General features: G+C 67.0%; 18 protein-coding genes. 3 read left to right on the top strand and 15 right to left on the bottom strand.

The features are described from left to right. Positions 1-559: 559 nt before the first annotated feature. From ACSYHF_RS11550 to ACSYHF_RS11535, 4 genes are read right to left on the bottom strand one after another with little or no spacing between them, the layout of a single operon-like run. A complete protein-coding gene (locus ACSYHF_RS11550; protein ID WP_329915547.1) occupies positions 560-928 on the bottom strand; it encodes a DUF2894 domain-containing protein in 369 nt (122 codons plus the stop codon). After that, on the bottom strand, positions 918-1,556 hold the full coding sequence (locus ACSYHF_RS11545; RefSeq protein WP_447575669.1) for an OmpA family protein: 639 nt from the start codon (positions 1,554-1,556) through the stop codon (positions 918-920). Before ACSYHF_RS11545 ends, ACSYHF_RS11550 begins: the two co-directional genes overlap by 11 nt. Beyond that, positions 1,553-3,817, bottom strand: a complete 2,265-nt coding sequence (locus ACSYHF_RS11540; protein WP_447575668.1) for a DUF802 domain-containing protein — start codon at positions 3,815-3,817, stop codon at positions 1,553-1,555. Before ACSYHF_RS11540 ends, ACSYHF_RS11545 begins: the two co-directional genes overlap by 4 nt. A 10-nt stretch (positions 3,818-3,827) precedes the next feature. Further along, a complete protein-coding gene (locus tag ACSYHF_RS11535) occupies positions 3,828-4,481 on the bottom strand; it encodes a DUF3348 family protein (protein WP_005416902.1) in 654 nt (217 codons plus the stop codon). A 146-nt stretch (positions 4,482-4,627) separates the two neighbouring features. Between ACSYHF_RS11535 and ACSYHF_RS11530 the strand changes: the two genes are divergently transcribed. Further along, positions 4,628-5,551: a M14 family metallopeptidase gene (locus tag ACSYHF_RS11530; RefSeq protein ID WP_032954249.1), complete on the top strand. Its 924-nt coding sequence runs from the start codon at positions 4,628-4,630 to the stop codon at positions 5,549-5,551. Here the strand turns inward: ACSYHF_RS11530 and ACSYHF_RS11525 are convergent. The 6 genes from ACSYHF_RS11525 to ACSYHF_RS11500 all read right to left on the bottom strand — a co-directional run bounded on the left by ACSYHF_RS11525 (position 5,455) and on the right by ACSYHF_RS11500 (position 10,997). Continuing rightward, positions 5,455-7,266, bottom strand: coding sequence for a phosphoethanolamine transferase (locus tag ACSYHF_RS11525; RefSeq protein ID WP_329888589.1), 1,812 nt, complete (start codon positions 7,264-7,266; stop codon positions 5,455-5,457). The two genes, ACSYHF_RS11530 and ACSYHF_RS11525, sit on opposite strands and share 97 nt — an antisense overlap. A 73-nt stretch (positions 7,267-7,339) precedes the next feature. Next, positions 7,340-7,726 (bottom strand): diacylglycerol kinase, encoded by a 387-nt coding sequence (locus ACSYHF_RS11520; RefSeq protein ID WP_005416899.1) that lies wholly within the window; start codon positions 7,724-7,726, stop codon positions 7,340-7,342. A 56-nt stretch (positions 7,727-7,782) separates the two neighbouring features. Next, the gene (locus ACSYHF_RS11515) at positions 7,783-9,024 is read right to left on the bottom strand and encodes a sensor histidine kinase (protein ID WP_111129134.1); all 1,242 of its coding nucleotides are present in this window, start codon (positions 9,022-9,024) and stop codon (positions 7,783-7,785) included. After that, positions 9,021-9,695 carry a response regulator transcription factor gene (locus ACSYHF_RS11510; RefSeq protein ID WP_095377093.1) on the bottom strand — a complete coding sequence of 225 codons (675 nt, stop codon included), beginning with the start codon at positions 9,693-9,695 and terminating at the stop codon, positions 9,021-9,023. The genes ACSYHF_RS11515 and ACSYHF_RS11510 overlap by 4 nt, the downstream gene beginning before the upstream one ends. A 102-nt stretch (positions 9,696-9,797) precedes the next feature. Then, positions 9,798-10,328: a nuclear transport factor 2 family protein gene (locus ACSYHF_RS11505; RefSeq protein WP_095377092.1), complete on the bottom strand. Its 531-nt coding sequence runs from the start codon at positions 10,326-10,328 to the stop codon at positions 9,798-9,800. Between the two features lie 36 nt (positions 10,329-10,364). Further along, a complete protein-coding gene (locus ACSYHF_RS11500) occupies positions 10,365-10,997 on the bottom strand; it encodes a hypothetical protein (RefSeq protein WP_447575667.1) in 633 nt (210 codons plus the stop codon). Between the two features lie 154 nt (positions 10,998-11,151). On the opposite strand from ACSYHF_RS11500, the gene ACSYHF_RS11495 reads away from it, so the two are divergent. Both ACSYHF_RS11495 and ACSYHF_RS11490 read left to right on the top strand, forming a co-directional pair. Then, complete coding sequence (locus tag ACSYHF_RS11495) at positions 11,152-11,463, top strand: hypothetical protein (RefSeq protein WP_271162982.1); 312 nt, start codon at positions 11,152-11,154, stop codon at positions 11,461-11,463. Between the two features lie 17 nt (positions 11,464-11,480). After that, on the top strand, positions 11,481-11,798 hold the full coding sequence (locus ACSYHF_RS11490; RefSeq protein WP_005416890.1) for a hypothetical protein: 318 nt from the start codon (positions 11,481-11,483) through the stop codon (positions 11,796-11,798). 51 nt (positions 11,799-11,849) lie between these two features. On the opposite strand, the gene ACSYHF_RS11485 is transcribed toward ACSYHF_RS11490, so the two are convergent. From ACSYHF_RS11485 to ACSYHF_RS11465, 5 genes are all read right to left on the bottom strand, one after another. Further along, positions 11,850-12,197 (bottom strand): RcnB family protein, encoded by a 348-nt coding sequence (locus ACSYHF_RS11485; protein ID WP_065185701.1) that lies wholly within the window; start codon positions 12,195-12,197, stop codon positions 11,850-11,852. 134 nt (positions 12,198-12,331) lie between these two features. Then, positions 12,332-13,768, bottom strand: a complete 1,437-nt coding sequence (locus ACSYHF_RS11480) for an efflux transporter outer membrane subunit (RefSeq protein WP_447575666.1) — start codon at positions 13,766-13,768, stop codon at positions 12,332-12,334. Continuing rightward, the gene (locus ACSYHF_RS11475) at positions 13,765-14,649 is read right to left on the bottom strand and encodes an efflux RND transporter periplasmic adaptor subunit (RefSeq protein WP_032954245.1); all 885 of its coding nucleotides are present in this window, start codon (positions 14,647-14,649) and stop codon (positions 13,765-13,767) included. The genes ACSYHF_RS11480 and ACSYHF_RS11475 overlap by 4 nt, the downstream gene beginning before the upstream one ends. 1 nt (position 14,650) lies before the next feature. Beyond that, positions 14,651-14,860 carry a DUF1656 domain-containing protein gene (locus ACSYHF_RS11470; protein WP_005416886.1) on the bottom strand — a complete coding sequence of 70 codons (210 nt, stop codon included), beginning with the start codon at positions 14,858-14,860 and terminating at the stop codon, positions 14,651-14,653. Between the two features lie 4 nt (positions 14,861-14,864). Continuing rightward, on the bottom strand, positions 14,865-16,835 hold the full coding sequence (locus tag ACSYHF_RS11465) for an FUSC family protein (protein ID WP_271162914.1): 1,971 nt from the start codon (positions 16,833-16,835) through the stop codon (positions 14,865-14,867). Between the last annotated feature and the right edge of the window lie 40 nt (positions 16,836-16,875).

Genomic DNA, 16,875 nt, shown 5'->3' with positions numbered 1-16,875 from the left:
CACTACCACAGCGCAGATCCCGTTCCGGTGCACAGAGCATCCGTAAGGGTAGTGCCGGCCGCTGGCCGGCAACCGCAGGAACCCGCGAGGAGATGCGTAGCTGCCGGCCAGCGGCCGTCGCTGCCATTCATTGTTCAGCGCGGCCATTCGCTGTTCAGCGGCGCTTGCGCGCGCTTTGGCGTGGTCGGCCTGGATGTGATGCCGGCCAGCGGCCGGCACTACCACAGCGGAACCGAAGCGCAGCGCAGATTCCGTTACTGCGCACAGAGCACCCGCGATGGTAGTGCCGGCCGCTGGCCGGCAACGACATGACCCGCGCGGAGGTGCGTAGCTGCCGGCCAGCGGCCGGCACTACCAATCAATGTTCGGCACGGCCATTCGTTGTTCAGCGCCGCGTGCGCGCTTCGGCCGTGGTCAGCCTGGATGTGATGCCGGCCAGCGGCCGGCACCATCATTCAATGTTCAGCGCGGCCATTCGCTGTTCAGCGCCGCTTGCGCGCTTCGGCCGTGGCCGGCCTGGATGTGATGCCGGCCAGCGGCCGGCACTACCATTCAACGGTCAGCGCGGCTTGCGTGTCCGTTTCGGCTTTGCGGTATCACCGCCGCTGGCGGCGCCATCCTGCAGCGCCTGCAGCCAGGACAAGGTGTCCACATAGTCGATGAAGTGGCGCAGGTAGCCGGGGCTGGTGGCCTGCATCGTGTCGAGCATGCGTTGCACCAGTACCGCCGAGTTCAGCGGGCCGCCATCGGCCGGGGCCTCGGCGCGCAGCGAGCGGCGCACCTGCAGTTCGCTGCGCAGCTCCGACCACTCGCGCTGCACCTGCTGCAGCATCGGCACTTGTGGGTAATACGGCAGCGAGCGCGACCCCGCATTGAGGTCACGCACCAATGCGCGCAGGCCTTCCAGCGCGGGCGGCTTACTTGGCATCCGGGGCCTTGGGCTTGGGAATCGGCGCGATCTCCACGCGACGGTTGCGCGCGCGGCCTTCCTCATTGGCGTTGGAACTGACCGGCTGCTCGCTGCCGAACGCGGCGGCGAACACGGCGTCAGCCGGTACGCCATCGGCGATCAGGGTGCGGGTCACGGTCAGCGAACGCTGCGCGGACAGCTCCCAGTTGTCGGCGAAGCGGCGGTTGCCTTCGCGCACCGGCGCATCATCGGTAAAGCCGCTGACCATCAGGATCTCTTCGCGGCTGCCCAGATAGGCGGCCAGCGGTGCGGCCAGAGTGCGCAGCAGCTCCTGGCCTTCCGGCTGCAGCTGGTCGGAGTTCAGCGCGAACAGCACGCTGCCGCTGATGCCGATGCGTCCATCGACCAGGGTCACGCGACCGGCGGCCAGCGGGCCGGCCAGCGCCTGTTCCAGCGTCTGCAGGCGCTTGGCTTCGGCCTGGCGCTGCTTCACTTCCTGGTCCAGCCGCTGCGACAGCTCCAGCTGCACCGCGACCACACCGACCAGTATCAGCACGAACGCACCCAGCAGCACCGACATCAGGTCGCCGAAGGCGGCCCAGATCGGTGCGTGCGAGCCGCCATCGACCTCCAGCTCGTCGCTCATGCGCTACCGGCCTTGCCGCGGCGCGCGGCCAGCTGCTGCAGTTCTTCCATCACCTGCTTCTGCGACAGCAGGCTGAGGTCGACCACCTCGCGCGCCTGCGCCACGTAATAAGCCAGCTGCTCATCGCTACGGGCCAGCGAGGCATCCAGCGCGCCGCCAATCTGTTCCAGACGGCCGGACAGCTCGGTGGAGGCGTTGCTGAACTGCGCGACCGCTTCACCGAAGGCGCCGGCCAGCTGGCCGACGTCACCCGCGCTGCCGGTGAGTGCTGCCGCAATGCCATCCAGCTTGCCGGTCTCGGCCGCGATATGGTCGGTAAAGCGGTTGCCGACACGCTCCAGCAGCTCGGCCGAACCGCCAACCAGTGCGTCCACCGCGGTGCGCTGTTCGTGCGATGCGTGGTTGATTGCATCCAGCAGGGTCTGCACGGTGGCCAGCAGGCGGCCGCGCTCTTCCAGCATCGCGTTGTCGCGCACCAGGCTTTCGGACAGCGTACTGCGCAGCTCGTTGATGACGTCGGCCGCAGCCTTCGGAGCGGCGGCCGCGGTCTGCAGCAGGGTGGACACTTCGGCCAGCGTGGCGCTGGCCTGCGCGCGACCGTTCTCGCCGATCTGCTGTGCGGTCGCCGCCAGCGTGTCGCAGACCTGTTGCTGCTGTGCAGCCAGGCGTTCGCCATTGGCCTGCAGGCGCTCGGCCAGCTCGGTGGAAACGTGCTGCAGGGCATCACTCCAGCGCTGCAGGCGCTGTTCGTCGCCAGCCTGCAGCTGCGCATGCAGGGTGGCGTGGGCCTGCTGGAGTTCGGCGCTGACCGCGTCCCAGCGCGCCTGGCGCTGCTGTTCGCGGCTGTCCAGGCTGGCCTGCAGTTCGGCGTGCGCAGTCGCGGCGGCAGCCTGGGCGGCTTGCCACTGCTGCGAGCGCTGCTGTTCGTGGTCCTGCAGCAGCGACTGGCTGGCGTCGTGGCGCTGCTCCAGTGCCTGCAGCAATGCCTGCGCACGCTCGTCCAGCTGCTGGCCGGCCGCCAGCAGCGCCTGCTGCTGGCGCTCGACCAGCGCGCTGTTCAGTGCCTGCTGCTGCTCGATGGCGGCGCGCCAGGCCTCGGCGTTGCCGTTGGCATCGGCCTGCAGGCGCTCGCCGATACGCGCGACGAGTGCTTCGGCGTGCGTGCCCTGGCCATCGCTGAAGGCCTGCAGGTGCTGGCGCAGATCACTCACCAGCGCCTGCTGCGCCTGGGTCTGTTCACTCACCACCTTGGCCCAGCTGGCTTCGGTGGCGACCCGGCTGCGTTCGAAACCGTCGCTCAGGCCGGCCAGCTGCTGCTGCACGGCCTGCTCGACGCGGGCATGCAGTGCTTCGCCGTGATGGGCCAGGCCAGCCAGGGTGGTCTCGGCCATCGGCTGCAGCGCGCCACCGATGGCCGCGGCGCTGGCTTCAGCACCTTCGCGCAGCGACTGCTGCAGCGACAGGGCCAGGCGTTCCTGCAGCGCTTGGCTCTGGGTCAGGAACTCGGCCTGGCCAGCCAGCAGGCGCTCATTGGCGGCGGCACTGTGCTGTTCAAAGGTGCTGGTCATCGCCTGCAGGCGGTCGACCAGCGCCGGCAGCGCTGCGGACTGCGCCTGCAGTAGGCGCAGCGATTCGGCACGCTGCCAGGCCTGCGAGTACGGATGCAGGTCGCTGGAAATGGCGCGGTCCAGCTGCTGCACGGCCAGCAGACGGTCACGACGCAGCAGCGCCGCCAGCAGGCCGAGCATGGCCGAGCTGGCCACACCGGCGATCGAGGTACCGAAGGCCACCGCCAGGCCCTGCACGGGCGAGGCCAGCGAGCCGCGGATCGCGGCCATGTCGGTCGCGCTCTGCAGGGCCAGGCCGGTGCCACGCAGCGTGTCCATCATGCCCAGCAGGGTACCGAGCATGCCCAGCAGCACCAGCAGGCCGACCAGGTACGGGGTCAGCACCGGTGCGGGCAGGGCGGTGCGCTCGCCTTCCACGCGCAGGCGCACGGCGTTGCGCAGGCCTACCGGCACGCGCTCCAGCCATGGGGCGAGGCTTTCCTTCGCGCTGGACAGGTCATTCAGTGCGGCGCGCAGGCCGTTGCTGGCCTGGCGGTAGCGGTACAGCTCCACGCCGCCGGCGATGTAGCAGGCCGCAATGATCGCCGCCACCGCTGCACCCAGCGGATGCACCGAAACGTAGCCAATGCCGATCCAGCACACGGCCAGCAGGCCGACAAGGAAAACAACGACATGGAGAGCAGTTCTGGACATGGTGTTCCGGTCAGTGGGAGCGCAGGGCGTCTTGCAGCCCTTCGATCGGGTGGAAGCGCAGCTGCAGCTCGGCGAGCAGCAGCGTGCGCATGTCATGGCGGAAGGCCGCGCGCCAGCCGGGCTGGCCATGCACGCGTTCAAAACGGGCGCCGAGCACCGCCGGCGCGGTGGCCAGCAGGCTGTGCTCGCGCGGGGTGAGTGTCTGTTCCATCACCGCATCAACCTCGGCCAGTCGCGCCAGCTCCGGCGAGACCTGTACCAGCTGGTCGCGCAGGCGGCCGCGCAGGCGCCCGGTGGCGGTCTGGATGGCCTGCTGCAGCACCCGGTAGCGCTGGCGCAGCGAAGCGAAGTTGGGTGCGGCAGCGGCCTCGGCCAGGTCCAGCAGGCGCTCGGCCTCGGCGTCCTCGCGGATCGAGGCCAGCAGGCTGGCATGGGCCTGGGCGCAGTCGGCCAGTACATCCTCGGCCCCCTCGGCAGCTTCGCCGGGCTCGGGCAGGCGTCCGCCCAACGCGCCGGACAGGGCCACGGCACGGCTCCAGTCCACCCACTGGCCGAGGCGATCGGTCAGGGCGGGACTGCTGGCCGGCATCGCGCCGTCGCTGAGACGGGCGAGCAGGCGGAGGAACTCCGGTCCACCCAGGACCGGCTGCGCTGCGTTCGCCATCAAGGGGTGAGGGGCCAAAAACCGTTGATTTTACAACCAGATGACCCCGGCTGGATGAAGGCGGGGCCTGGGTGGCGGTACCCACAGGCGCGACAAGGCTTAGAATGTCCGGCTGCATCCCCCCGTTCGTCCCCTGGAGTACCCCCATGACTGTTGCGCAGTTCTACCCGATCGGCACCCCCGGACAGCCCTGGGGCGACGCGGAACGCGCACAGTGGCGGGCCCGCCAGCAGCGCCAGCGCAGCTACCACGATGACGTGGTGGCCGCCCTTGAGCGCCTGGACGACAGCGTTTTCGACGTGATCCAGTACGGCCAGCTGGACTATGCACCGGACCATTACCCGCTGTTCGCCGTGGTCAACCACGACTGGAACCCGGCGCTGCCGACCGCGCTGATCACCGGCGGCGTGCATGGCTACGAAACCAGCGGCGTGCACGGCGCCCTGCAGTTCCTGGAACAGCAGGCCGAGCGTTACCTGGGCCGGCTGAACCTGATCGTCGCGCCATGCGTCAGCCCGTGGGGCTACGAGCGCATCCAGCGCTGGAACCCGGATGCGATCGATCCGAACCGTAGCTTCCGTGACGGCGGCCAGATAAAGGAAGCCGCCGCACTGATGGCCTGGGTGGGCGAGCGCAAGGCGAACCTGCTGGTGCACCTGGACCTGCACGAGACCACCGACAGCGACCTGAACGAGTTCGATCCGGCGCGCTGCGCGCGCGACGGCAAGCTGTTCGAGCGCGACACGATTCCCGATGGCTTCTATGTGATCGGCAACAGCGAAGATCCGCAGGCCGAGTTCCAGAAGGCCCTGATTGCCGCAGTGGCGCCCATCACCCACATCGCCCCGGCCGATGCCGACGGCAACCTGGTCGGCCTGCCGCTGCAGTCGCCGGGCGTGGTCTGGGGCGAGTCGCGTTCGATCGGCGCCTGCGCCGGCTTCACCGACGCACGCTTTGCGACCACCACCGAGGTCTACCCGGACAGCCCGCGCACCAACCCGCAGGAATGCAACGACGCCCAGGTGGCGGCGGTGTGTGCGGGCCTGGATTTCGCCCTGGCGGCGCAGTAGCGCGCCACGTTGCGGGCGGTGACCGGCATCAGCCGGTGCCGCTTCTTCGCCGGCGTGGCGGCCACAGCCGGCGAACCCGACGGGCGGCATCCGGCAAACACATCCAGATTACGCTGGTACACCGTGCTGCTGACCCCGAACAGGCCCAGCAGCGAGTGGAAGATGTTGTCGTGGCTGTGCGCCCGGTGCAGCGCATTCCCACGCAGGCAGGCCATGTCCAGGCCCGCGTTGCGGCCGAAGTCCGATGAGAACCACATCACCATCGGCACCTGGGTCTGTTCGCGCGGGGCGATGAAGTAGGGCGTACCATGCAGGTACATGCCGCGTTCGCCGAGCGACTCGCCGTGGTCGGACACATAGATCAGCGCAACGTCGCGCCGGTCCGAATAGCCTTGCAGCAGGTCGATGGTCTCCGCCAGCACCCGGTCGGTATGCACCAGGGTGTTGTCATAGGTGTTGACCAGCGCCTCGTTGCTGCAATGCTGGATCTGGTTGCTGTCGCAGGTCGGGCTGAAGGCCCGCGAGGCAGCCGGATAGCGCTCGAAGTAGGTCGGGCCGTGGCTGCCCAGCTGATGCAGCACGACCAGGCCGTCGCCGTTGATCGCGTCGATGCGTGTGCCAAGCTGGTGCAGCAGCACGTCGTCGTAGCAGGTGCCGTCGGTGTTGACGCACTGGCCCGCCACCTTCAGCGCAGGCATGTCCTCGGTCGGCACGCGCTCGCACACGCCCTTGCAGCCGCCATTGTTGTTGTTGCGCCAGAGCACGCTGACGCCGGTACGCTGCAGGATGTCGAGCACGTTCTCCTCGGTCGCCGCGCGAACGTTGTCGTATTGCTGGCGGGTCATCTGCGAGAACATGCACGGCACCGAGATGGCCGTTGCGGTTCCGCACGAGGAGACATCACTGAAGCTGATGACGCCTTCCGTGCGTGAGAGCCGGGGATTGGTTGCGCGTGGGTAGCCGTTGAGCTGGAAGTTCTGTGACCGCGCGGTCTCGCCGACGACCATGACCACCAGCTTCGGGCGCGGGCCGGGTATGCGCCGCGCGTCCGTGCCGATCGGGCGCAGCGGTTGCTGGCGGGTGCTATGGAGGCTTTTCAGGTAACCGTGGGTATGGCGCATCACGTTCAACGGCAGTACCTGGTCGCGGATGTGGCGGTTATTGCGCAGCAGTGAGGAGTAGTCCTTGTAGAACGCAAAGCCGATTACCAGCAGCATCACCAGTGACGCCAGAACGTTGGCCGGCCACACCAGCAGTGACCGTATCGAACCCGCTCCGCTGGCGGTGCGCACCAGGGCAAGCCCTGCAGCGGGCATCGCGCCCAGCGCCAGCAGGGTCAACAGCAGCGGCAGCGAGAGATAGGCGTTCAGTTCGGCCTGATTGGTCTCGAACACGTTCTGCACCATGCTGCGATCGATCAGCACGTTGTAGTGCAGCATGAAATAGCTGCAGGCGGCGCTGGTGACGATGAGTACGGCCAGCAGCGGCTTGCGCACGAAGGGTAGTGCCAGCAATGGCGTCAGCAGCAGATTGAACAGGCAGAACAACACCAGCGGCAGGCTGGCCAGGAACAGGATGCTGCGCACACCGTTGAGATCGGTCAGTTCCCACAGCGACTTCCAGAGGGCGATGTTTCCAATCGTGGTGAAGAAAAACGCTGCGGCCCAGACCAGGATGATCGGATGGGGCCGTGGAAAACGGAGGCATTGACGCACGAGCAGGGTCCGCGGAACAGGAGTGCGCGCAGTATCGAAACGGCCTTATCAGGAAGTTGTCAGGATTGCCGGCCTAGCCCAGCAGGATCACGCCCCACACCGCGCCGACCATCAACAACGCGGTGGTCTGTGCGGCGCTGCCCATGTCCTTGGCGTTCTTCGACAGCGGGTGCTGCTCCAGCGAGATGCGATCAACCACGGCCTCGATTGCCGAGTTGAGCAGTTCCACCAGCAGGCTGATGAAGCAGACCGCCAGCACCAACGCGCGCTCGGTTGTACTGATGTCCAGCACGAACGCCGCAGTGATCAACAGCGCGTGCAGCAGCAGCAGCTGGCGAAAGGCGGCCTCGCCGCGGAAGGTCGCGATGAAGCCATCGCGCGAATGGACCAGGGTGTGCAAGATGCGGCTCAGGCCGGTCTTGCCGTGCGGATACTTGCCGCTGTGCTTGGGGTGCTGCATGCCGTTCTCGAGGTTGGGACAACCCCGAGCATGTGCACGCCGCTGTCAGGAATACGTCAGATGCGGGCCGCAGGCCAGTGCAGGGCGAACCGGCAGCCGCGCTCCGAGGACTGTACCGTCATTGTCCAGCCAAGGTGTTCGACGATGCGCTGCACGATGGAGAGTCCCAATCCTTCGCCGCTGTGCGGTGCCCCGGGCACGAATCGTTGGAACTGCTGCGGGTCGATGCTGGAGGGCAGGCCGGGGCCGGTGTCTGCGATGATCAGTGCGGTGGTGTCCAGGGTGATCCGGACCTTGCCCTGTTCGGTGTATTGGCAGGCGTTGCGCGTCAGGTTCCAGATCACGCTGTGTACCAGGTCCGGATTGGTGTGCATCGTTACCTCGCGACCGGGATCAACGGTGATGCCGACCGGCTTGCCGGCCAGCCAGGGCTGGCAGCGTTCCACGCAGGACTCGATCAACGGACGCAAAGCCACCTCGCTGCGCGGGACTGAGCCGGGGGAACGAGAGAGCAACAGCAGGCAGGACAACTGGCGCTGCATCTCCTGGGTAGTACGCAGGATGCGCTCTGCGCTGGGAACCAGATGGCTGTCAGGAGGAAGCTGGCAGGCAAGGGTTTCCGCAGCGCCGCCGATGATGGCCAGCGGCGTACGCAGCTCATGGCTGGCATCGCCGCTGAAGCATTGCTCGCGGTGAAGGAAACGCTCCAGTTCATCACTGTGCCGGGCAAAGGCGCGGGCCAGAACACCGATCTCGTCGCGTGCGTCCTGGCAGGGAAAGGGCTTCCGCCCGCTCTGCACGGCATCGGCCAACTGCGTGATGGGCGCGATGACGTGCGACGCCACCTTGCGACCGATCAGGAAGGCGCCGAGCACGCAGATCGAAATGACCAGCGCTGCAAAGGCGTTGATCAGGTATTCCAGATAGCCATAAGGCGCCGCGTCCTGCAGCAGGTAGTAGCGCTGTCCGCCACTGTCGAACACGCGCAGGTGCCACTCGTTGGGTGCTGCTTCGCCGTGGTAGCCCAGGCCATACTGGCGCAGCACCACAGGTACGTTCCGGGCATCGTACAGTGCGCTGCCGGAGGGCAGGGCGGGGCGTTGGCCACGAGCCAGTTCGTCCTGCAGGCGGCGTACTTGGCTGTCCTGGGTGCGTCCAACGACGGCGGCCCGTACCTGGTCGTAGTCCACCTGTTCGGCCAGAACGATGAAGCCCATGGCGCCGGCCATCAGCAGCACGAACGAAATCGTGATGCGGGTGCGCAGGGTCAAGCGCCGGTAGAGAGCGGCGGGGGTCACGCCGGCATGCGCCAGCCGACGCTGTGCACCGTGGCGATCAGCGTGGTGTCGAAACTGCGGTCCACCTGCAGGCGCAGCTCATGGATGTGGGTACGCAGCGCGCCGCCGTCCGGTGGCTCGTCGCCCCAGACCAGGTATTCCATCTCCTGCTTGCGGACCACGGCGGGTGCCGCGCGTACCAGGCACAACAGGAGCTTGTGCGAGGTGGGCGTCAGCGCGATGCAGCGTCCCTGCCGCCAGGCCTGCGGCGACCGCGTATCGACCTGCAGGTCCTTCCACGCCAGTACGCTGTCGACCTGGCGGCCCTGGGCGCGTCGCACCAGGGCCTTGATCCGCGCATCCAGCTCCTTCAGCGAGAAGGGCTTGACCAGATAGTCATCCGCGCCCAGCGCCAGGCCCTGCACGCGGTCTTCGACCGGATCGCGCGCCGTCAGCATCAGGACCGGCACCGGATTCTGGAACTCCTGGCGCAGCTTCCGGCACAGCGCCATCCCGTCCAGGCGTGGCAGCATCAGGTCCAGCAGGATGGCATCGTAGTCGTTCTGCGTGGCCCGACGCAGGCCACTGGCGCCGTCACGGGCGTCGTCCAGCACATAGCCGAGTGGCTCAAAGAAGGCGTACAGGTTGGCAACCAGTTCGGGGTTGTCTTCGATGATCAGCAGGCGGGTCATTGCGAGCGTCCTTGCGCGTGGCCGAACTCTGCCCGATCCCTTGCCGGATGCCAATGCCCTGGCTGAATGGATCGCAATCCGCGCTCGGCGTCCTCAAGACGTTCAATCGGCCGGGCTGCGTGAATCGCGGATCGAGTAGATCACCGAGAAGATCTTCCAGCCTTGCTCGGTCCGGACCAGCTGCCACATTTCCCTGCCCCAGTTGGTCTTCACCCCATCGTCGTGGAAGCTGTAGTCGAACGACACCGAAGCCACATCGCCGTCCGTTTCGATCTTCGTGTTGGAGAACTTTTCCTCCTTCGGCTTCGGCGAGGCGACCGCCCCGTCAATCAGCGCGATGAAGTTGTTGGCGGGAATCTGCCGCGCCTTGATCGCATCGGGCTTGGCCTTGCGGATGTCCTGCAGGCGCGCGTCCTCGGAAACGAACTGCCAGCCGATATCTTCCGGCTTGTCAGAGAAGAACAGGCTCATGTAGGTCGGCTTGTCCTTGTTGATCAGCGAGGTGCGGAACGATTCGACCACCTGTTCGATGGCCTTGACGTCGGCAGGGGCGTTCTGCGCGGCTATGACTGGCAGCCACGCCGGGAGCAGAAGGGCGAGGGCGGCGGAGCGTGCACGTGCCTTGGGCATCATGGGGGTCCTGGGGAGGAGTGAGGTGGCGCTCGCGCATCACCGCGCGTCGGTTCGCCAGAAAAGCACGTGGTCTTCGGCCGTGTTGACGGCGACGAAGACGGATTTTCCGGATTCGGGCGCGCAGCGAAAGACACGGTACGACGCACTGAGCGTCGCGTTGCCAGGCCACCAGTATCGATTGAATGCAACAGGATCACTGTTGTTGAATGTGGTCGCCTGGCAATCCGCAGGCAGCTGCAGTGGTATCGCAGGGGGCTTGGTGAAGGCCAGCGCGCTGGTGTTGGAGTCGAGGTCATGGACCTCGCGCAGATCGGTCGCCGCTTGCGGCACCCAGCCGGGAATCCACCCCTTGTTCACCCTGTCGGAGTCAAGCGCCTCCTGCAGGGTGTCGAACGAACTGTCCATCACCATACCGCAGGCGCATAGCGCGCTACAGAACGTCACGACAATGGCGCGCCTGGCCCATGCAACGGGGCTGGTCATCCTCGTCATGCTCTGCGGAAAGCAGCCTACCCACTTCCAAGGGCGGCAAGCGCTTGAGCCGCTCTCCCAGCCCCGGTCGTACGGCCGGTCGCAGGGTTCTGCATGGCGCTGCGCCTTGCGCGCGTACTGCTGCATGAACAGGCCGATCTCCTGCGCGATCCTGTCCTTCCGGCTCTTGCCTGCCATCGACGGGCGTCCCTGTGTTCATCCTGAATCATCGGTCGGCGCACGCTAGCACGGATGACGGGCGCCGCAACAGGCCGGTTTGACGTTGAGGAAGGTCTGCGCGGATGATGCGCGGGCGCGCGGCGCAGGAGGGGATCTGTCAATGAGGACATTGATGTGGGGGCTTGCCGGCCTGTTCCTGGCGTACGTTGCCGGTTGCTCGGCAATCTCGGCGTGGCATTCCCGCGCGCTTGCCTCGGTTCGGCCGGGGGCGGGCAAGGCCGGAGTACTCCAGGCGCTGGGGCAACCTGACGTGGTGGAGCACGCCGCTGCTCCCTTTACCCGCTATGCCAGCCGTGGATGCAGTGGTCGCTGTGCGCAGCGATGGTGGTATGAGAACCGGCTGGGCCTGGATACCGAAGCCTGGTCGGTGGAGCTGGATGCTTCCGATCGCGTGCTCACAACGTCGCGCTTGACGTCACCCTAGAAGACCGCGACGAACGCATGCGCATCCATCGACCTTTCATCTTCATCGCAAGCCTGGCCCTGATGGCGTTGTGCGGGCTGATGGGCGTGCTGGTGCTCATCCATGGCTTCAACGAGCAGGGCCTGCGCTGTGGCAGGCTGTGCTCACTGGAGGTCTCCCTCCGCCTGCTCTTCGGTGATCGGGGATTCGAACTGCTGGTGGCGATGGGACTGTTTGCCACAGCGCTGATGTGCGCGTATATCGCATTGCGGGAGGGCATGCATGCCGGGCGGCCGCGAAGGCAGGTACAGCGTCGGGGGCATAAGCGCCGCCGATCGTCACAGCCCAGGTCGTGAAGTATCTCTCCGCGCGGCGTTCTGCCGCGCGGAGGGACACCGCAGGAGGTGTCAGCGATGCAGCGCGTCGATGATCAGCCCGGTGGCGATCTCCACCAACAGGTACTCGTTATCGGACTGCCGGACCCAGCGCCGGTCGCGGCCCGGCTCGCGCAGGTCATAGCGCGCGTAGTCGTCCACCCAGTAGCGGCGGTCCACTTCGGCCCAAGGGAGGCGGTCGCCACGACGCCAGGCCTTCTTCTGCCAGCCCGGCGGCGGCGCATCGCGGTTGTGCGGGCCACCTGCATGCGGCGGCGGGCCGTTGCCGCGGGCGTGGTGCGGCGGATCGGCGAAGGCGGGGGCCGCAGCCAACGCGGTGGCGGTGGTCAAAGCGATGGCAAGCAAACGTGTGGTCTTCATGGATGTGCCTCCGTCATGGCCGCAGCATGCGGCGCTGTGGCGGGAATATAGGGCAGACAGCGTGAATGAATACGGGTGTGCGCGGCACTTTCCTGAACACACAGCGTGACGTGCAGTCGCCGCCCCGGAACGGATCAACGGGCCCCGTCCGGGGCCGGACCCAATGCGCCCCAGCCGCCGCCCAGTGACAGGAACAGATCCATCTGGCGATCGACCCGGTCCGCGCGCGATGCGGCCAATGCGGACTCCGCACCTGCCAGCGCGGCCTGGGCCGAAAGCACATCGAGAAAATCGATCCTGCCGAAACGGTAGAGCTGCTGCGCCTGTCCCGCGGCCCGCGCTGCGTCCCCACGCGCCTGTGCCAGGCTGCGCTCGCGTTCAAGCGCCTGCGTGCAGGCAGAAAGCGCAGTCTCGGTCTGGCGAAGTGCCTGCAGCACCGCGCCGTCAAAGGAAGCAAGAGCCGCATCTGCATTGGCACCGGCCGCTGCGATGCGGGCCTTGGCCACGCGGCGGTTGGGCCAGTGCCATGACAGCAGCGGCCCGACGCTCGCCCCGAAACTGTCGGCGGAAAGCAGATGCGCCGGTGTGCCAGCCACGCCCGAAGAGGCGCCCAAGGTGATCTGCGGATAGAGACCCGCCGTCTCGACACCGATCATTGCAGTCGCGGCGGCCAGGCTGCGTTCGGCTGCGCGTACGTCAGGGCGCCGCTGGAGCAGCTGCCAGCCGTCACCGACCGGCAATGCCTGCTGCAGCTCAGGGGGCTGTGGGCACCCTCCTGCTTCCTTGGGATAGTCTGCCGGGACTTTGCCCATCAGTGCGGCCAGTTCGAACAGTGAGGCCTGCCGTTCCGCCAGCAGGTGCGGTATCGCCGCCGCGCTGCGATTGACGGCTGCACCGGCACGGCTGACATCGAAGTCCGTTCCGCGTCCGCCTGCAGCCAGGCGTCGGGTTGCCTCCAGCGTGGCGCGCTGTATCGCCAGCACCTGCCGGGTTGCAGCGAGCGTGTGATTGCTTGTGCACACCTGGAGATAGGCACGGGTGACGGCCGCAGCGACGACCACGCGGACCTGGTCGCGTGCCGCAGCAACCGCCTCCGCGTCCGCGTTGGCGGCTTCGATGCCGCGGCGGATGCCGCCTGCAAGATCCAGTGGATAGGAGAGGTGAAGGCCCAGCGCATAGGATTGCGGCGCGGCCGACGCCTGGGTGTAGCCACCGGCATGGACGAGCGTGCCCGATGCATCCACGTCCCCTTGCACGGCACCGCGCGCGCGGTACTCCAGCACGGTCGCGCTGGCGCGCCGAAGGTTGGCATCGGCGGCGCGCAGGTCGGTATTGGCCGCCAGTGCCTCGCGTACGTAGGCGTCAAGCTGAGGGTCGCCATACAGTTGCCACCATCGATCCGGTGGCGCGTCGTGGCTGAACGGTGCGTCCTGGCCTGAGACGAACGCCCGCGCAGCCCGTTGTGAAGCTGCGACGGCATTCGCAGGCAGGTGATAGTCGGGGCCGGAGACGCAGGCCGTCATCGGCAGCAGCAGGGCAAGCAGCCCACCGCGTAGTGTTCGCAGGCTCACTTGCAGGTTCCCTGTGCCGAGGGCGTGATGGTCACACTTGCAGTGCGACCGACGATCAGGCGGGTATCCGGCCGCGCATCGTCAATGCGGATGCGTACCGGGATCCGCTGTGCCAGCCTCACCCAGGTGTAGGTCGGCGCCACCGCCGGCAGCAGGTTGTGGGTGCTTGAGCGCTGATCGTCGGCAATGCCGGCGGCGATGGTATCCACGTGCCCGCGCACGTCGTGGTCGTCGCCCATCAGCCGGGCCACGGCGGCATCGCCCTCGGTGATGCAGGCCAGCTTGGTTTCCTCGAAATAGCCCTCGATGCGCAGGCTGCGGGTGTCGATCAGCGCCAGCGCCTGTGCCCCCGGCTGCAGGTAGTCGCCCGCGTGCAGGTCCAGGTTGGTGACGATGCCATCGGTGGTCGCACGCACCTCGGTGCGTTGCACATTGAGCCGGGCAACGCGCTGTTCGGCCCGCGCCTGCGCCAGGGCGGCCAGCTCGGTATCGACCTTGGCGGCATTGCGTTCGCGGGTTTCCGAAGCGACCAGGTTGCCCAGTGCGTCGTCCCGCGTCGATTCGCGGCGGGCCAGTGCCAGCGTGGCGCGTGCGCTGCTGGCCGCTGCGTCGGCCTTCTCAAGTGCGGCAGCGAAGCGCGGCTGGTCCAGCACCAGCAGCAGCTGTCCGGCGCTCACCCGCTGGTTGTCGTGCACCAGCACCTGGGTGACCAATCCCCCCATGTCCGACGCAACGCGCACCACGTCGGCGCGCACCCGCCCATCGCGCGTCCACGGGCGTGTTTCGTAGCGATGCCAGATGGCCAGTGCAGCGACGACGGCAATTGCGAACACCACCAGGGTTGCGCTCCAGCGCCCGATGACAGCAAGCGTGTGTTTCATCTCATTTCTCGAACAGGGGCGCGAGCCGGATCATCAGCTCCGCCAGGATCACGAACAGGGACAGACCCACCAGTGGCCACGCGGCGAACAACCGGTACAGACCAAGGCTGGCGAGGAAACGTGAGGTCAGTACCGACAGCGCCAGCGCGGCGACGGCCACCGCAAGCAGGCCGGGAATCAGCACGCCGTCAATCGAAAGATCAGGAAGCATGAGGTCAGCGCCGGTGGGTGAACAAAGGTACGAGAAGGTCGCGGTGCAACCCGCAGAGCAGGTGCGACAGATGCTCCCGATCAGCCCCACTGCTGGTAACCACTGCTTCGCGCATTCGGTCCAGCACTTCCAGAAGATGGGTGTCGATACGGCGCGGCGGGTGGGCACGAACCCTGAAATGCTCGGCGATGCGTTCGATCAGCAGTGCATGAAGCGCCCGGACCTGCGGATTGTCCAGGCACCTTTCCAGTGCGCGGAGTTGGCTGGATGCACGTGCCGCACGAACATCCGCAAACAATGCCCGCAGGTCGTGTCCTGCGCTGGAACGGCCCTGCAGCCTGGGAGCGAGCAGCCCGATTCGATCCAGCATGCGGCTGAGCCAGGCGCGTGTCACATCACCTTGTCCGGCGGCGTGTCGTGCGATGTCCCGGCGGATCGAACGCTCCAGCCGAGCGCGGTTGCGGCCCGCATCGGCGGTCTGGAACAGCTGCATGCTGCACAGTGCCACCGTCGTACCGATGAACAATGCAACGCTGTTGTTGAGTGCGCCGACGATGTTGACCGTATTGGTCGCGCCCAGTCCCGCGATGAGCGGAAACGTCAGCACCACGCCCAGCGCAGCCATGATGAAGGGAGGCCGGGCCAGGAACGATCCGCACAGCAGCAGCGCAGGCGCCAGCGCGGCAATCAGGCCGACGAAATCGGACAGCGCGGGGAAGATCAGCAGACCGTAGAGCAGGCCGACGGCAACGCCGATCAACGACCCCACCAGATAGCGCATGACATGCGGCGCAGGCGCTTCGATCGTGCCGAACAGCACGCACGCCGTGCCGATGATGGACACCGCCGTGGCGCCGTCCGACCAGCCGGTAACGATCCACAGAACGCAGCTCAGCAGGATGCCGACGAACGCGCCCAGCGCGCTGCGCAGGGCAAGCCGATGATCCCGGTGAAGTACCGCACCCTGCACATGTCGCGCAAGGCGGGCAGGTACATGCCGACGCCAGTGGGGCCTGGCGGTGTGCAGTTGCGCCTGCAGCACGCGGCAGTCGGCGTGGGCGAGGTCGAGCTCCGTCTGTTGCGCGGCGAGGCCGGCCTGTAGCAGATCGCGCCAGCCCGTTGCATCCATCGCGCCGGCCTGTGGTGAACGCAGCCGGTCGATGGAATCTTCCACCGCGCTGGACAGCATCAGGACGTCCAGCATCCGGTCGTGCAGGGCGCGCAGGATCTGTACCTGGGCCACGCCGTGGGCGCTGTCGAAGGGCAGGTGGATCGACAGCACATGCAGCTCGAGCAGGTCCGCCGCCACTTTCGAGCGGTCCGTCGCCAGCACCGTGTCCGATGCGCCGGCGCGCAGGTCCCGTGTCCATCGTTCCGCGTCATCCAGCACGGCAGCGACCCGTGCGTGCACGCGCGACGAAACCCGGCGCGGCAGCACCAGCCCATGGACCAGCGTTGCGGCCAGGATGCCGATGGCGATTTCCTGCACCCGCGTGATGGCGATGGTGAACACGTCTGCCGGCACCATCACCGCAGGAAACCCGATCAGGCTGGTGGTATAGCCGGCCAGCAGGAACGCATAGGCACGTGGCGTGCGGTCGAGCATTGCCAGATACAGGCAAAGTGACATCCAGGTGGCGAGCGCGGCGCTCAGCACCAGGGGGGCATTGGCGAAGCGTGGCACCAGCGCGACGGTGGCGACGGCCCCACCCACGGTACCGAGCAGGCGAAACAGGCCGCGGCTCAGTGTTGCCCCGGAAAGGGGCTGCGACACCAGATAGACCGTGCCGATCACCCAGAACGGGCGATTCAGGCCGATCCGCAGAGAGACATACAGCCCCAGTGACGCGGCGAGCAGGCATTTGAGCGAGAACAGCGCTGCTTCCTGGTCGGTCCTGAGGGCAGGGCTTTTCAACCGGCCGAATGCCTGGAACACATGGGGACGAAAAGGGGTGGGGGAGGGCATGCGGCTCATGCTAGTGATCGGCCGCACTGGCGAATTTCGCTACAATGAC

This window comes from Stenotrophomonas maltophilia group sp. P373, assembly GCF_053295075.1.
Note: the sequence above shows the minus strand (reverse complement) of the source record. Positions and strands in the feature narration are given on the sequence as shown.

Bases quoted from the DNA above. Each gene is read 5' to 3' on its own strand.
- ACSYHF_RS11550 (WP_329915547.1), bottom strand. From the start codon at position 928: ATGCCAAGTAAGCCGCCCGCGCTGGAAGGCCTGCGCGCATTGGTGCGT.
- ACSYHF_RS11545 (WP_447575669.1), bottom strand. From the start codon at position 1,556: ATGAGCGACGAGCTGGAGGTCGATGGCGGCTCGCACGCACCGATCTGG.
- ACSYHF_RS11540 (WP_447575668.1), bottom strand. From the start codon at position 3,817: ATGTCCAGAACTGCTCTCCATGTCGTTGTTTTCCTTGTCGGCCTGCTG.
- ACSYHF_RS11535 (WP_005416902.1), bottom strand. From the start codon at position 4,481: ATGGCGAACGCAGCGCAGCCGGTCCTGGGTGGACCGGAGTTCCTCCGC.
- ACSYHF_RS11530 (WP_032954249.1), top strand. From the start codon at position 4,628: ATGACTGTTGCGCAGTTCTACCCGATCGGCACCCCCGGACAGCCCTGG.
- ACSYHF_RS11520 (WP_005416899.1), bottom strand. From the start codon at position 7,726: ATGCAGCACCCCAAGCACAGCGGCAAGTATCCGCACGGCAAGACCGGC.
- ACSYHF_RS11510 (WP_095377093.1), bottom strand. From the start codon at position 9,695: ATGACCCGCCTGCTGATCATCGAAGACAACCCCGAACTGGTTGCCAAC.
- ACSYHF_RS11505 (WP_095377092.1), bottom strand. From the start codon at position 10,328: ATGATGCCCAAGGCACGTGCACGCTCCGCCGCCCTCGCCCTTCTGCTC.
- ACSYHF_RS11500 (WP_447575667.1), bottom strand. From the start codon at position 10,997: ATGGCAGGCAAGAGCCGGAAGGACAGGATCGCGCAGGAGATCGGCCTG.
- ACSYHF_RS11495 (WP_271162982.1), top strand. From the start codon at position 11,152: ATGTGGGGGCTTGCCGGCCTGTTCCTGGCGTACGTTGCCGGTTGCTCG.
- ACSYHF_RS11490 (WP_005416890.1), top strand. From the start codon at position 11,481: ATGCGCATCCATCGACCTTTCATCTTCATCGCAAGCCTGGCCCTGATG.
- ACSYHF_RS11485 (WP_065185701.1), bottom strand. From the start codon at position 12,197: ATGAAGACCACACGTTTGCTTGCCATCGCTTTGACCACCGCCACCGCG.
- ACSYHF_RS11475 (WP_032954245.1), bottom strand. From the start codon at position 14,649: ATGAAACACACGCTTGCTGTCATCGGGCGCTGGAGCGCAACCCTGGTG.
- ACSYHF_RS11470 (WP_005416886.1), bottom strand. From the start codon at position 14,860: ATGCTTCCTGATCTTTCGATTGACGGCGTGCTGATTCCCGGCCTGCTT.
- ACSYHF_RS11465 (WP_271162914.1), bottom strand. From the start codon at position 16,835: ATGAGCCGCATGCCCTCCCCCACCCCTTTTCGTCCCCATGTGTTCCAG.